13 protein-coding genes are annotated in these 14,893 nt (G+C 69.5%); 8 read left to right on the forward strand and 5 right to left on the reverse strand.

Annotated features, from left to right (window positions below; all coding sequences use genetic code 11):
• Positions 1-91: 91 nt before the first annotated feature.
• The 8 genes from gap (at position 92) to ACFU8W_RS09695 (ending at position 7,908) form a co-directional block, all read left to right on the forward strand.
• Positions 92-1,096, forward strand: a complete 1,005-nt coding sequence (gene gap / locus ACFU8W_RS09660) for a type I glyceraldehyde-3-phosphate dehydrogenase (protein ID WP_266986920.1) — start codon at positions 92-94, stop codon at positions 1,094-1,096.
• Between the two features lie 108 nt (positions 1,097-1,204).
• Positions 1,205-2,416, forward strand: a complete 1,212-nt coding sequence (locus ACFU8W_RS09665; RefSeq protein ID WP_384034074.1) for a phosphoglycerate kinase — start codon at positions 1,205-1,207, stop codon at positions 2,414-2,416.
• Positions 2,417-2,422: 6 nt separating this feature from the next.
• On the forward strand, positions 2,423-3,199 hold the full coding sequence (gene tpiA / locus ACFU8W_RS09670) for a triose-phosphate isomerase (protein ID WP_345514734.1): 777 nt from the start codon (positions 2,423-2,425) through the stop codon (positions 3,197-3,199).
• A gap of 123 nt (positions 3,200-3,322) precedes the next feature.
• A complete protein-coding gene (gene secG / locus ACFU8W_RS09675) occupies positions 3,323-3,559 on the forward strand; it encodes a preprotein translocase subunit SecG (RefSeq protein ID WP_345514735.1) in 237 nt (78 codons plus the stop codon).
• 109 nt (positions 3,560-3,668) lie between these two features.
• Positions 3,669-4,004 (forward strand): RNA polymerase-binding protein RbpA, encoded by a 336-nt coding sequence (locus ACFU8W_RS09680; protein WP_078839979.1) that lies wholly within the window; start codon positions 3,669-3,671, stop codon positions 4,002-4,004.
• Positions 4,005-4,158: 154 nt separating this feature from the next.
• Positions 4,159-5,811: a glucose-6-phosphate isomerase gene (gene pgi / locus ACFU8W_RS09685; protein WP_384034079.1), complete on the forward strand. Its 1,653-nt coding sequence runs from the start codon at positions 4,159-4,161 to the stop codon at positions 5,809-5,811.
• 4 nt (positions 5,812-5,815) lie between these two features.
• On the forward strand, positions 5,816-6,319 hold the full coding sequence (locus ACFU8W_RS09690) for a PH domain-containing protein (protein ID WP_384034083.1): 504 nt from the start codon (positions 5,816-5,818) through the stop codon (positions 6,317-6,319).
• Complete coding sequence (locus tag ACFU8W_RS09695) at positions 6,316-7,908, forward strand: PH domain-containing protein (RefSeq protein ID WP_384034086.1); 1,593 nt, start codon at positions 6,316-6,318, stop codon at positions 7,906-7,908. The genes ACFU8W_RS09690 and ACFU8W_RS09695 overlap by 4 nt, the downstream gene beginning before the upstream one ends.
• A 312-nt stretch (positions 7,909-8,220) precedes the next feature.
• On the opposite strand, the gene pgl is transcribed toward ACFU8W_RS09695, so the two are convergent.
• The 5 genes from pgl to tkt are packed head-to-tail and all read right to left on the reverse strand — an operon-like array spanning position 8,221 to position 14,812.
• Positions 8,221-9,003 carry a 6-phosphogluconolactonase gene (gene pgl / locus ACFU8W_RS09700; protein ID WP_266986935.1) on the reverse strand — a complete coding sequence of 261 codons (783 nt, stop codon included), beginning with the start codon at positions 9,001-9,003 and terminating at the stop codon, positions 8,221-8,223.
• Positions 9,000-10,022, reverse strand: coding sequence for a glucose-6-phosphate dehydrogenase assembly protein OpcA (gene opcA / locus ACFU8W_RS09705; RefSeq protein WP_345514742.1), 1,023 nt, complete (start codon positions 10,020-10,022; stop codon positions 9,000-9,002). Before opcA ends, pgl begins: the two co-directional genes overlap by 4 nt.
• The gene (gene zwf / locus ACFU8W_RS09710; RefSeq protein WP_345514744.1) at positions 10,019-11,551 is read right to left on the reverse strand and encodes a glucose-6-phosphate dehydrogenase; all 1,533 of its coding nucleotides are present in this window, start codon (positions 11,549-11,551) and stop codon (positions 10,019-10,021) included. The genes opcA and zwf overlap by 4 nt, the downstream gene beginning before the upstream one ends.
• A gap of 5 nt (positions 11,552-11,556) precedes the next feature.
• Entirely contained in the window at positions 11,557-12,675 is a 1,119-nt protein-coding gene (gene tal, locus ACFU8W_RS09715) for a transaldolase (RefSeq protein ID WP_384034091.1), read from the reverse strand.
• A gap of 34 nt (positions 12,676-12,709) precedes the next feature.
• A complete protein-coding gene (tkt, locus tag ACFU8W_RS09720) occupies positions 12,710-14,812 on the reverse strand; it encodes a transketolase (RefSeq protein WP_384034094.1) in 2,103 nt (700 codons plus the stop codon).
• Between the last annotated feature and the right edge of the window lie 81 nt (positions 14,813-14,893).

Consider the following 14,893-nt stretch of genomic DNA (forward strand, 5'->3'; position numbering starts at 1 on the left):
CCTTGGAGAGGTAGGGTCGGAGGCGGTCGGGGACATCCCTATACAACTCGCCGGCGTCGAAAACCGGCGTACCTAACGAGGAGATCGGTTCGTGACGATCCGCGTAGGCATCAACGGCTTTGGCCGCATCGGTCGTAACTACTTCCGCGCGCTGCTGGAGCAGGGTGCGGACATCGAGATCGTGGCTGTCAACGACCTGGGTGACACTGCGACCACGGCCCACCTTCTGAAGTACGACACCATTCTGGGTCGTCTGAAGGCCGAAGTCAGCCACACCGCCGACAGCATCACCGTCGACGGCCACACCATCAAGGTGCTCTCCGAGCGCAACCCGGCCGACATCCCCTGGGGTGAGCTGGGCGTTGACGTCGTCATCGAGTCGACCGGCATCTTCACGAAGAAGGCCGATGCCGAGAAGCACATCGCCGGTGGTGCCAAGAAGGTCCTCATCTCGGCTCCGGCCAAGGACGAGGACATCACCATCGTGATGGGCGTCAACGAGGACAAGTACGACGCGGCCAACCACCACGTCATCTCCAACGCCTCCTGCACCACCAACTGTGTTGCGCCGATGGCCAAGGTTCTGGACGAGAACTTCGGCATCGTCAAGGGCCTCATGACGACGGTTCACGCCTACACGAACGACCAGCGCATCCTGGACTTCCCCCACTCCGACCTGCGTCGCGCCCGCGCCGCCGCGGAGAACATCATCCCGACCACGACCGGTGCCGCCAAGGCCACCGCTCTGGTGCTCCCTCAGCTCAAGGGCAAGCTCGACGGCATCGCGATGCGCGTTCCGGTCCCGACCGGCTCGGTCACCGACCTGGTCATCACGCTGGAGCGCGAGGTCACTCGCGACGAGGTCAACGCCGCCTTCCAGAAGGCCGCCGAGGGCCCCCTCAAGGGCAAGCTCGTCTACACCCAGGACCCGATCGTGTCCTCGGACATCGTCTCGGACCCGGCGTCCTGCACCTTCGACTCCCTGCTGACCATGGCAGAGGGTACGCAGGTCAAGGTCATCGGCTGGTACGACAACGAGTGGGGCTACTCCAACCGCCTCGTCGACCTGACCGTGTTCGTCGGCAGCCAGCTCTGACCGTCGAATCGGCAGGCACCTCGATGTGAGCACGGGGCTCGGACGGCGCAACGCAGCGCCGTTCGAGCCCCGTTGCATGCTTTTCCGCCCTCCAAGGAGTCCAGCAAGATGAAGACGATCGACGAACTTCTCGCCGAAGGGGTCGCCGGCAAGCGCGTATTCGTCCGCGCCGACCTCAACGTGCCGCTGAGCGGCACCACCATCACCGACGACGGCCGCATCCGCGCCGTTCAGCCGACCGTGGAGAAGCTCGCCGCGGCCGGTGCGAAGGTCATCGTCGCCTCACACCTGGGCCGCCCCAAGGGCGCCCCGGACCCGGCCTTCTCCCTGGCCCCCGCCGCCGCCCGGCTCGGCGAGCTGATCGGCGCCGACGTCGCCTTCGCCACCGACACGGTCGGCGAGTCCGCCCGCGCCACGGTCGCAGCCCTCACCGACGGCCGGGTCGCCGTCATCGAGAACCTCCGCTTCAACCCCGGCGAGACGTCGAAGGACGACGCCGAGCGCGGCGCGTTCGCCGACCAGCTCGCCGAACTCGCCGATGTGTACGTGGGCGACGGCTTCGGAGCGGTCCACCGCAAGCACGCCTCGGTCTTCGACCTCCCGGCCCGGCTGCCGCACGCCGCGGGCGACCTGATCGCCACCGAGGTCGGCGTCCTGAAGAAGCTCACCGAGGACGTCGCGCGTCCCTACGCCGTCGTGCTCGGCGGCTCCAAGGTCTCCGACAAGCTCGGCGTCATCGACCACCTCCTGGAGCGGGCCGACCGCATCCTCATCGGCGGTGGCATGGCGTACACCTTCCTCAAGGCCCAGGGCCACGAGGTCGGCAGCTCCCTCCTGCAGGAGGACCAGATCCCGGCGGTGCTGGAGTACCTGAGGCGCGCCGAGGAGAAGGGCGTGGAGTTCGTGCTCCCCGTCGACGTCGTGGTCTCCGAGCAGTTCCCGGACCTCAAGACCAAGGCGCCGACCCAGCACAGCACCGTGCCCGCGCACGCCATCCCGGCCGGCGTGATGGGTCTGGACAACGGACCCGAGACCAACAAGCTGTACGCCTCGAAGCTCGCCGACGCCGTCACCGTCTTCTGGAACGGCCCGATGGGCGTCTTCGAGCACCCCGATTACGCCGAGGGCACCCGGGCCGTCGCCCAGGCCCTCGTCGACTCCTCGGGCTTCAGTGTCGTCGGCGGTGGCGACTCCGCCGCTGCCGTCCGCATCCTGGGCTTCGACGAGAACGCATTCGGCCACATCTCGACCGGTGGCGGCGCCAGCCTCGAATACCTCGAGGGCAAGACGCTTCCCGGCCTCGCCGCACTGGAGGACTGACCTTTCATGAGCACCCGTACCCCGCTGATGGCGGGCAACTGGAAGATGAACCTCAACCACCTCGAGGCCATCGCACACGTCCAGAAGCTCGCCTTCGCCCTGGCCGACAAGGACTACGACGCCGTCGAGGTCGCCGTCCTGCCGCCCTTCACCGACCTGCGCTCGGTGCAGACGCTGGTCGACGGCGACAAACTGAAGATCAAGTACGGCGCCCAGGACATCTCGGCGCACGACTCCGGCGCGTACACCGGTGAGATCTCCGGCCCCATGCTCGCCAAGCTGAAGTGCACCTTTGTGGCCATCGGTCACTCCGAGCGCCGCCAGTACCACCACGAGACCGACGAGATCGTCAACGCCAAGATCAAGGCCGCGTACAAGCACGGCCTCACCCCGATCCTGTGCGTCGGCGAGGAGGAGTCGGTCCGCGAGGAGGGCGGCCACGTCGCGCACACGCTCGCGCAGGTGGACGGGGCGCTCAAGGACATCCCGGCCGAGCAGGCCGAGACCATCGTGATCGCGTACGAGCCGGTCTGGGCCATCGGGACCGGCAAGGTCTGCGGCGCCGACGACGCGCAGGAGGTCTGCGGGGCCATCCGTGGCCGGCTCGCCGAGCTGTACTCCCAGGAGCTGGCCGACGCGGTCCGTATCCAGTACGGCGGCTCGGTGAAGTCCGGGAATGTTGCCGAGATCATGGCAAAGCCCGACATCGACGGTGCGCTGATCGGTGGCGCCGCTCTCGACGCGGACGAATTCGTCAAGATCGTCCGCTTCCGCGACCAGTGAGTATGCGGTAGCGCCGATCCGTCGTACCCTTGCGGGGGCCGAGGAGGTGCGTCCTCCCGGCCCCCGTTGTCCGTCAGATCCGTTAGAGCAGTCCAAGGGAATTCCGGAAAGTAGGGACCAGCCGTGGTTATGGGGTTCTCGATCGCCCTGATCGTCTTCAGCCTGCTGCTGATGCTGCTGGTGCTGATGCACAAGGGAAAGGGCGGCGGCCTCTCCGACATGTTCGGTGGCGGTATGCAGTCGTCCGTCGGTGGCTCCTCGGTCGCCGAGCGAAACCTCGACCGGATCACCGTGGTGGTCGGTCTGGCTTGGTTCGCATGCATTGTTGTGCTTGGTCTGCTGATGAAGCTGGACAACTGACCCGGCGTCCGCGATTCCCGGTGAGGGTGTAACTCCTTTCACTGGACGCGCGTTGGGCCTTACGTAGACTGGGGCATCTTCGAGCACCATCACGCAGGGAGTTACGACCGTGGCAAGTGGCAACGCGATCCGGGGAAGCCGGGTCGGAGCGGGGCCGATGGGGGAGGCCGAGCGGGGCGAGTCCGCGCCGCGTCTCCGCATCTCCTTCTGGTGCTCGAACGGGCACGAGACGCAGCCGAGCTTCGCCAGTGACGCGCAGACACCGGACACTTGGGACTGCCCGCGTTGCGGCTTCCCGGCCGGTCAGGACCGGGACAACCCGCCGGACCCGCCGCGCACCGAACCGTACAAGACGCACCTTGCGTACGTACGTGAGCGGCGCAGCGATGCGGACGGCGAGGCCATCCTCGCCGAGGCCCTGGCCAAACTCCGGGGCGAAATCTAGTTTTTGTTCACCGGCCGGGCACCCATGGGTGCCCGGCCGGAGTGCATTTGTCGGCGCCGCAGCTCTCCGTCGCCTCGTCAACCCCTCTGATCAATTAAGTTGGAGGGGCAGCGGGGCATGGGCACGTACGAGAAGAAGTGGGCTGATATCCGGGATGAACGCACAAAGCCGAACCAAGCTGAATCACACGCCCGAGTGGACCGCTCTCGGCAAGCATCGCGAGCAGTTCGGGCAGACGCATCTGCGGCAGCTGTTCGCCGACCATCCGGAGCGCGGGGCCGGATATACCCTCCGGGTCGGCGATCTGTATCTCGACTACTCCAAGCACCTGGTCACCGACGAGACGCTCCGACTGCTGCGCGAGCTCGCCGACGCCGCCGGAGTCGCCGAGCTGCGTGACGCCATGTTCCGCGGCGAGAAGATCAATACCACCGAGGACCGCGCCGTCCTGCACACCGCGCTGCGCGCCCCGCGCGACGCCGTGATCGAGGTCGACGGCGAGAACGTGGTGCCTGCCGTGCACGCCGTGCTCGACAAGATGGCGGCCTTCGCCGACCGCATCAGGTCGGGGGAGTGGACCGGCCACACCGGCAAGCCGATCAAGAACATCGTCAACATCGGCATCGGCGGCTCCGACCTCGGCCCCGCCATGGCGTACGAGGTGCTGCGCTCCTTCACGGACCGCTCGCTCACCGTCCGCTTCGTGTCGAACGTCGACGGCGCCGACCTGCACGAGGCCGTTCGCGACCTCGACCCCGCCGAGACGCTGTTCATCGTCGCGTCGAAGACCTTCACCACGATCGAGACGATCACCAACGCCACCTCCGCCCGCAACTGGCTGCTGACCGGCCTTCGGGCCGAGCAGGACGCGGTCGCGAAGCACTTCGTGGCGCTCTCGACCAACGCCGAGAAGGTCGCGGACTTCGGCATCGACATCGCCAACATGTTTGAGTTCTGGGACTGGGTCGGCGGCCGCTACTCGTACGACTCGGCCATCGGTCTCTCGCTGATGATCGCCATCGGACCGGACCGGTTCCGCGAGATGCTCGACGGCTTCCACCTCGTCGACGAGCACTTCCGCACCGCCCCGGCGGAGGCCAACGCCCCTCTGCTGCTCGGCCTGCTGGGCATCTGGTACGGCGGATTCTTCGACGCCCAGTCGCATGCCGTACTGCCGTACAGCCACTATCTGTCCAAGTTCACCGCCTACTTGCAGCAGCTGGACATGGAGTCCAACGGCAAGTCCGTGGACCGGGACGGCAATCCGGTCGAGTGGCAGACCGGACCGGTCGTCTGGGGCACGCCCGGCACCAACGGGCAGCACGCCTACTACCAGTTGATCCACCAGGGCACCAAGGTCATCCCGGCCGACTTCATCGGCTTCGCCGAGCCGGTCGCCGACCTGCTGCCCGGCCTCGTCGCCCAGCATGATCTGCTGATGGCCAACTTCTTCGCCCAGACCCAGGCGCTGGCCTTCGGCAAGACGCCGGACGAGGTCCGCGCGGAGGGCGTCGCCGAGGAGTTGGTGCCGCACAAGACGTTCCAGGGCAACCACCCCACGACGACGATCCTCGCGGACAGCCTGACGCCGTCCGTGCTCGGCCAGCTCATCGCGTTGTACGAGCACAAGGTCTTCGTCCAGGGCGCCGTCTGGAACATCGACTCCTTCGACCAGTGGGGCGTCGAGCTCGGCAAGGTTCTCGCCAAGAAGATCGAGCCGGTGCTGACCGAGGGCACAGGGGGCGAGCAGCTGGACAGCTCGACCGCCGCCCTCGTCGCCGCGTACCGCACGCGGCGGGGCCGCTGATCCGATGACCACGGGGGAGAGGACGGTGCGGCTCCGGCCGCCGAACAACACGCTGGACCCGAGGGCCGTCGGCTGGTGGCGGACCCAGTGGCTGCTAGTGACCGCGGCGCCGGTGGCCGTCCTGGCCGTGCTGGGCGCGCTCATCGCGCCCGCCCGGTTCTGGCTGCTGCTGCCCGCCGTGGTCCTCGCGGTCCTCGGTGCGGCCTGCGCCGTCCTCTTCCCCCGCTGGTGGTACCGCACCCACCGCTGGGAGGTCACCGGCGAGGCGGTGTACGTCAGGACCGGCGTGATCCGGCAGGAGTGGCGGATCGCGCCGATGTCCCGGATCCAGACCGTCGACACCGTGCGCGGCCCGCTGGAGCAGCTCTACAGGCTGGCCTCGGTCACCGTGACCACCGCCTCCTCCAAGGGGGCCCTGAAGATCGAGGGCCTCGACCACGAGCTCGCCGCCGAACTGGCCGAGCGGCTGACCCGGATCACCCAGGACACGCCCGGGGACGCCACATGAGTGAGGTCGCGGACGGCACGGGCAGTGAGCGGCCCGCCCCACCGGCCGGCACATCGGACCGGGACCGTACGGACCCCGGGACGACCGCCGGAGCCGGCTGGCGGCAGCTCGACCGGCGTACGGTCCTCGTCACCGCGCTCGTCTCGGCCGGCGTGGCGGCAGGCGCCGCTGTGCCCACCACGCTCGGCCTGGCCGGACGGCTCGGCCTCGCGGCCGCCGTCGCCTGGGTGCTGGCCGGCGCGCTCGCACTGATCGGCTGCGGTGCGGGCGGCGACTACATACGCTGGCGCCGCACCCGCTATCGCATCGGCACCGAGCGCATCGAGCTCCACACCGGGCTGCTGCTGGTCAAGAAGCGCTCACTGTCCCGCGAACGCATCCGCAGCGTCGACCTCACCGCCCACCCCCTGCTGCGGATCCTCGGTCTCGTCACCGTCCGGATCGGTACCGGTGAGCACACCGGCACCGAGGCCACCCTGGAGCTCGACCCGGTCCGCAGGAGCGAGGGCGAGCGGCTCCGCCACGAACTGCTGACCCGCCCGGCCACCGGTGTGCCCGGCACCCACCGCGAGGGCGAGCTCGCCGCACTCGACCCGCGCTGGATCCGCTACGCACCGGTCTCGTTCGTCACCCCCGCCCTCGGCGGTGCGGCGGCCGGGGCGGTGCTGCAGGTCAGCGACTGGTTCGGGGAACAGGGCCAGGTGCTCCACTGGATCGGCGACCGATTCCGGGACACCTCGCTGCTCACGATGGCCGTGATCCTCGTCGTCACGGTGACGGTCGCCGGGGTCTTCGGCGCGCTCGGCCTCTGGGTCGAGATGTGGTGGAGCTACCGCCTGGAGCGCGAACCCGGCGGCACCCTGCGGATCCGGCGCGGGCTCCTCACCTCCCGGTCCGTCACCATCGAGGAGCGCCGACTGCGCGGCGTCGACATCGTCGAACCGCTCGGCATCCGGCTGTTCGGCGCCGCCCGGGTGGACGCGATCACCACCGGCCTCGCCAAGGACGACGAGGAGCAGCACGGCGACCACAACACCCTGCTGCCCGCAGCGCCCCGCAGCGTCGCCGACGCCGTGGCCGCCGACGCGCTGCGCGAGACCACGGCCCCCACCGGTGCCCCGCTGATCCGGCACCCCCTCGCGGCCCGTGGCAGACGGCTGCGCCGGGCGGCCCTGGCCGTCCTGGCACCCGTGCTGATCCTCGGTGTCCTGGGCGTGCTGCTGACGCCCGTCCTGCTGTGGGTTGCCCTGGGCTGCGCCGTGGTGGGGCTGCCGGCCGGCGTGTTCCTGGCCCGTGATGCGTACCGCGGCCTGGGACACGCCCTCAGCGGCGACTATCTGGTGACCCGCTCCGGCACCGTACGGCGGTCCACCGCCGCACTGGAGCGGGCCGGAGTGATCGGCTGGACGGTCAGGCAGTCGTACTTCCAGCGGCGGGCGGGGCTGCTGAGCGTGACCGCCACGACGGCGGCCGGAGCGGGCGCCTACACGGTGTACGACGCCGGTACGAGCGAGGGCCTCGGTTTCGCCTCCGAGGCCGTCCCCGGCCTGCTGGAGCCCTTCCTGGAGCGCACGCTGCCGCACGCGTGACCCCGCTCCGGTGCCGGGCGGATCGGACGTCCTCCGCCTGCGGACCCTTCGGGCCGTCGACGACCGGGACTCGACACGCTCGCCCTCGGCGACGGTCCGGCCGTCCCGGGTGTCGCGCCCTCGCCGTAGCACGTGACGCCACCCTGAGCCGGGTTTGTCTCCGGGTGGGATCGAGTGCGCCGATGCGGCACCGCAGACGTCCCGTGGCGCGGCCCCGGTTCGGCGATCGCTCCCACGGGCGCCGGACAGCAGACAGGCCCGGTCCGCTCCTGGGAGCGAACCGGGCCTGTCGTCAGCCGCGCTGACGGCCACTCAGGGAGAGGCCGGCGGATACAGCGCGCGCGGCAGCTGAGATGCCGCCGCCGAGTCCAGCAGCCACAGTGTGCGGCTGCGTCCGTACGCGCCCGCCGCCGGGGCCTGGATCTCCCCGGCGCCCGACAGCGCGATGGCGGCGGCCTCCGCCTTGTCCTCGCCCGCCGCGAGCAGCCACACCTCGCGCGCGGCCCGGATCGCGGGCAGCGTCAACGAGATGCGGGTGGGCGGCGGCTTGGGAGCGCCGTGCACACCGACGACGGTGCGTTCGGTCTCCCGTACCGCGGGCAGCTCCGGGAAGAGCGACGCGACATGCGTGTCCGGGCCCACGCCCAGCATCAGCACATCGAACGTCGGGACCGGGCCGTGGTCCTCCGGACGGGAGGCGGTGGCCAGTTCGGCGGCGTACGTGGCGGCGGCGGCGTCGGCGTCGTTGCCGCAGGGACCGTCCGAAGCGGGCATCGCATGGACCCGGGACGGGTCGAGCGGCACCGAGTCCAGCAGGGCCTCACGGGCCTGCGTGACATTGCGCTCCGGATCGCCGTCCGGCAGGAACCGCTCGTCGCCCCACCACAGGTCGAGCCGCGACCAGTCGATCGCGTCCCGGGCGGGCGCGGCGGCGAGCGCGGCCAGCAGGCCGTTGCCGTTGCGCCCACCGGTGAGGACCACCGAGGCGTAGCCGCGCGCGGCCTGGGCGTCCACGATCTTCGTGATCAGCCGGGCCGCGGCGGCCTGCGCCATCAGCTCCTTGTCGTGATGCACGACAAGTTGAGGGGCACTCACTTCGCTGCCGCCCTCTTCGCCGCGGTCTTCTTCGCCGCGGTCGGGGTGTCGGCGGGCTCGGCGGCCTTCGGTGCGGCGGGCTCGGGCGCCGCCGGGTCGGCCAGATTCTCCACACCGAACTTCACCGTGGACTCGTAGGTGTTGTCCGGGTCCAGACGGCGCAGCTCCTCGGCGAGCAGCTCGGCGGTCTCCCGCCGCTTGAGCGCCACCGCACGGTTCGGCTGTCCCTCCATGGAGAGCGTGGCCAGCGAACCGTCCGGGCGGTCCAGGACGATGGTGCCGCCCTTGGTCTCCATCCGTACGGCCGTCAGGCCGGGACCGGCGGACTGCGTGCGCCGCACCGGTACCTTGAGCCGGTCCGCGAGCCACATGGCGAGCAGCTCGCAGCTGGGGTTCTCCGACTCGCCCTCGACCGTCGCCGACAGCACCTCGACGGGCTTCTGGTCGAGCGCCGCCGCCAGCATCGAACGCCACGGGGTGATGCGGGTCCAGGACAGATCCGTGTCGCCCGGGGTGTACGACTGGGCGCGCGCCGCGAGTTCGGCGCTCGGCGCCTCCGCCGAGTAGGCGTCCGTGATCCGGCGCTGGGCGAGCGCGCCCAGCGGGTCCTTCGCCGGGTCGGACGGTGCGTCCTCGGGCCACCACAGCACGACCGGGGCGTCCGGCAGCAGCAGTGGCAGGACCACCGACTGGGCGTGGTTGGCCAGTTCACCGTGGAGGCGCAGGACGATGGTCTCGCCGGAGCCCGAGTCGGAACCGACCCGTACCTCGGCGTCGAGCCGCGCGTCGCGCCGGCTGCGCGGCGAGCGGCTGACCCGCTTGATCACCGCGATGATCCGCGAGGGGTGCTCGCGGGAGGAGTCGCTCGCCGCCTTGAGGGCGTCGTACGCGTTCTCCTCGTCGGTGACGATGACCAGGGTCAGCACCATGCCGATGGCCGGCGTGCCGACGGCACGCCGAGCCGACACCAGCGCCTGGTTGATCTTGCTGGAGGTGGTTTCCGTGAGATCGATCTTCATGGCCGACGCCAGCTCCGTCCGTCTCGTGCGAGCATCTCGTCCGCCTCTGCCGGACCCCAGGTGCCCGCCGGGTACTGCGCGGGCTTGCCGTGCTTGTCCCAGTACTCCTCGATCGGGTCGAGGATGTTCCAGGAGAGCTCGACCTCCTGGTGGCGGGGGAAGAGGTTGGCGTCGCCCAGCAGCACATCGAGGATGAGCCGCTCGTACGCCTCCGGGCTGGACTCGGTGAAGGACTCGCCGTAGGCGAAGTCCATCGTGACGTCCCGCACCTCCATGGAGGTGCCGGGCACCTTGGAGCCGAACCGCACGGTCACACCCTCGTCCGGCTGGACCCGGATGACCAGCGCGTTGCCGCCCAGCTCCTCCGTGGCCCCCGACTCGAACGGCAGGTACGGGGCGCGCTTGAAGACGACCGCGATCTCCGTGACCCGGCGGCCGAGCCGCTTTCCGGTACGGAGGTAGAACGGCACGCCCGCCCAGCGGCGGTTGTTGATCGTCAGCTTGATCGCGGCGAAGGTGTCGGTCTTCGACTTGGGGTCGATGCCGTCCTCCTCCAGATAGCCGAGGACCTCTTCGCCGCCCTGCCAGGCGTGCGCGTACTGGCCGCGCACGGTGTGCTTGCCCAGGTCCTCCGGCAGTTCGACCGCCGTGAGCACCTTGAGCTTCTCGGCGACCAGGGCCTTCGGGTGGAAGGAGCCGGGCTCCTCCATCGCGGTCAGCGCCAGCAGCTGCAGCAGGTGGTTCTGGATGACGTCACGGGCGGCGCCGATGCCGTCGTAGTAGCCGGCCCGGCCGCCGATGCCGATGTCCTCGGCCATCGTGATCTGGACGTGGTCGACGTAGCTCCGGTTCCAGATCGGCTCGAACATCGTGTTGGCGAACCGCAGCGCCAGGATGTTCTGGACCGTCTCCTTGCCCAGGTAGTGGTCGATCCGGAAGACCTCGTTGGGCGGGAACACGTCGTGCACGAGCTGGTTGAGCTCCTGCGCACTGGTGAGGTCGTGGCCGAACGGCTTCTCGATGACGGCGCGCCGCCAGGACCCCTCCGTCTGCTCGGCCAGCCCGTGCTTCTTCAGCTGCTGGACGACCTTCGGGAAGAACTTCGGCGGCACGGACAGGTAGAAGGCGAAGTTGCCGCCCGTGCCCTGTTCCTTGTCGAGCTCCTCGATCGTGGCCTTCAGCGTTTCGAAGGCCTCGTCGTCGTCGAAGTTGCCCTGGACGAAGCGCATCCCCTGGATGAGCTGCTGCCAGACCTCCTCGCGGAACGGCGTGCGGGCGTGCTGCTTGACGGCGTCGTGGACCTCTTGGGTGAAGTCCTCGTCCTGCCATTCGCGGCGCGCGAAGCCGATGAGCGAGAAGCCCGGTGGCAGCAGGCCGCGGTTGGCCAGGTCATAGACAGCGGGCATCAGCTTTTTACGGGACAAATCGCCCGTGACGCCAAAGATGACCAGGCCCGACGGCCCCGCGATACGCGGGAGCCGGCGGTCCTGGGCGTCACGGAGCGGGTTGGCTCCGGGAACACCAGACAAAGTGGTCAGCCCTCCGAAGGGGCGAGGCGCTTGAGTTCCGCCTCGGTGGAGTTGAGCAGATCGATCCAGGACGCCTCGAACTTCTCGACGCCCTCGTCCTCGAGGAGCTGCACGACGTCGTCGTAGGAGATCCCGAGCTTCGCGACGGCGTCGAGCTCGGCCTTCGCCTGCTCGTAGGTGCCGGCGACGGTGTTGCCGGTGACCTGGCCGTGGTCGGCCGTGGCCTCCAGGGTTGCCTCGGGCATGGTGTTCACCGTGCCGGGGGCGACCAGGTCGACGACGTACAGCGTGTCCTTGTACGCGGGGTCCTTGACACCGGTGGAGGCCCACAGCGGACGCTGCTTGTTGGCCTGCGCCTTGTCCAGAGCCGCCCAGCGGTCGGAGGAGAAGACCTCCTCGTACGCCTGGTACGCCAGCCGGGCGTTGGCGAGCGCCGCCTTGCCCTTCAGCGCCTTGGCCTCGTCGGTGCCGATCGCGTCGAGGCGCTTGTCGATCTCGGAGTCCACACGGGACACGAAGAACGAGGCCACCGAGTGGATCCGGGAGATGTCCAGGCCCGCGGCCTGTGCCTTCTCCAGGCCCGCCAGGTAGGCGTCCATGACCTCGCGGTAGCGCTCCAGCGAGAAGATCAGGGTGACATTGACACTGATGCCCTTGCCGATGACCTCGGTGATCGCCGGCAGACCGGCCTTCGTCGCCGGGATCTTGATGAGCGTGTTCGGCCGGTCGACCAGCCAGGCCAGCTGCTTGGCCTCGGCGATCGTGGCGTGGGTGTGGTGGGCCAGACGCGGGTCGACCTCGATGGAGACCCGGCCGTCCTGGCCGCCCGTGGCGTCGAAGACCGGGCGCAGGATGTCGGCGGCGTCGCGGACGTCCGCCGTCGTGATCATGCGGATGGCCTCGTCGACCGTGACCTTGCGGGTCGCCAGGTCGGTGAGCTGCTGCTCGTAGCCGTCTCCGTGCGAGATCGCCTTCTGGAAGATGGACGGGTTGGTGGTGACGCCCACGACGTGCTGCTGGTCGATCAGCTCGGCGAGGTTGCCGGAGGTGATCCGCTTGCGCGACAGGTCATCGAGCCAGATCGCCACGCCCTCGTCGGAAAGGCGCTTGAGTGCGTCTGTCATGAGAATTGCATCTCCTACTAGTCGTATAACGGCGTCAGCGCGCGGCGGCGGCGAGAGATTCCCGCGCTGCGGCGGCAACGTGCTCACCGGTGAAACCGAACTCGCGGAAGAGGACCTTGGCGTCGGCCGAGGCGCCGAAGTGCTCCAGCGAGACGATCCGGCCGGCGTCTCCGACATACCGGTACCAGGTCAGGCCGATGCCTGCCTCGACGGCGACACGCGCCTTCACGGACGGCGGCAGAACACTGTCCTTGTACGCCTGGTCCTGCTCCTCGAACCACTCGACCGACGGCATCGAGACCACCCGGGTCGGGATGCCGGCCGCCTGCAGCTCCTCGCGCGCCTCGACGGCGAGGTGGACCTCGGAGCCCGTGCCGATCAGGAGGACCTGCGGCTCTGTGTTCTGCCCTTCGGGCCCTTCGGCCTCGAACAGCACGTAGCCGCCCTTGGCCGCATCCTCGTTCGCCTCGTACGTCGGCACGCCCTGACGGGTCAGCGCCAGGCCGTGCGGGGCACCCTTGCCGAACACCTTCGTGTAGCGGCGCAGGATCTCGCGCCAGGCGATGGAGGTCTCGTTGGCGTCGGCCGGGCGGACGATGTTCAGGCCCGGGATGGCGCGCAGCGAGGCCAGGTGTTCCACCGGCTGGTGGGTCGGGCCGTCCTCGCCGAGACCGATCGAGTCGTGCGTCCACACGTACGTCACCGGCAGGTGCATCAGCGCGGACAGTCGCACGGCGTTGCGCATGTAGTCGGAGAACACCAGGAAGGTGCCGCCGTAGATGCGGGTGTTGCCGTGCAGTGCGATGCCGTTCATGGCCGCGGCCATGGCGTGCTCGCGGATACCGAAGTGGATCGTGCGGCCGTACGGGTCCGCGCCCGGCAACGGGTTGCCCGCCGGGAGGAACGACGACGTCTTGTCGATCGTCGTGTTGTTCGAGCCCGCGAGGTCGGCGGATCCGCCCCACAGCTCGGGGATGATCTCGCCGAGCGCCTGGAGCACCTTGCCGGAGGCGGCGCGGGTGGCGACGCCCTTGCCCGGCTCGAAGACCGGAAGGCTGTCCTCCCAGCCCTCGGGCAGCTCGCCCGCGGAGATCCGGTCGAACTCGGCGGCGCGCTCCGGGTTGGCGGTGCGCCACGCGGCGAACGTCTTCTCCCACTCGCCCTTGGCCTCGCGGCCGCGGTCCAGCGCCTCACGGGTGTGCGCGATGACCTCGTCGGAGACCTCGAAGGTCTTCTCCGGGTCGAAGCCCAGGACCTTCTTGGTCGCGGCGACCTCGTCCTCGCCGAGTGCCGAGCCGTGCGAGGCCTCGGTGTTCTGTGCGTGCGGGGCCGGCCAGGCGATGATCGAGCGGGCCGCGATGAACGACGGGCGCTCGGTCTCGGCCTTGGCCGCCTGCAGCGCCTTGTAGAGACCCGCGGGGTCCAGGTCGCCGTTCGGCAGCTGCTCGACGCGCTGGACGTGCCAGCCGTACGCCTCGTACCGCTTCAGGGTGTCCTCGGAGACCGCGGTCTCCGTGTCGCCCTCGATGGAGATGTGGTTGTCGTCCCACAGCAGGACCAGGTTGCCGAGCTTCTGGTGCCCGGCCAGCGAGGAGGCCTCCGCGGAGATGCCCTCCTGGAGGCAGCCGTCGCCGGCGATGACCCAGACCATGTGGTCGAACGGGGAGGTGCCGGGGGCCGCCTCCGGGTCGAACAGGCCGCGCTCGTAGCGGGCGGCCATGGCCATGCCCACGGCATTGGCGACACCCTGGCCCAGCGGGCCCGTCGTCGTCTCGACACCGGTGGTGTGGCCGTACTCCGGGTGACCCGGGGTCTTCGAGCCCCAGGTGCGGAACGCCTTGAGGTCATCGAGCTCCAGGCCGTACCCGGCCAGGTAGAGCTGGATGTAGAGGGTCAGGCTCGTGTGACCCGCCGAGAGCACGAACCGGTCGCGACCGGTCCAGTCCGCGTCGGCGGGGTCGTGCCGCATCACCTTCTGGAAGAGCGTGTACGCGGCGGGAGCGAGGCTCATCGCCGTACCCGGGTGGCCGTTTCCGACCTTCTGTACGGCGTCAGCGGCAAGGACGCGGACAGTGTCCACGGCCCGCTGGTCCAATTCGGTCCACTGGAGGTCTGTGGTGGTCGGCTTGGTGCTCACCCTGAGTCAGGGCTCCTCTCCACTGTTGTAAACCGGTGACTGGTGACCGCACCGGGCATCGTCGAGCCTACCCCCGACGCA

Source organism: Streptomyces sp. NPDC057565, assembly GCF_042801455.1.
Taxonomy (GTDB): Bacteria; Actinomycetota; Actinomycetes; order Streptomycetales; family Streptomycetaceae; genus Streptomyces; species Streptomyces yanii.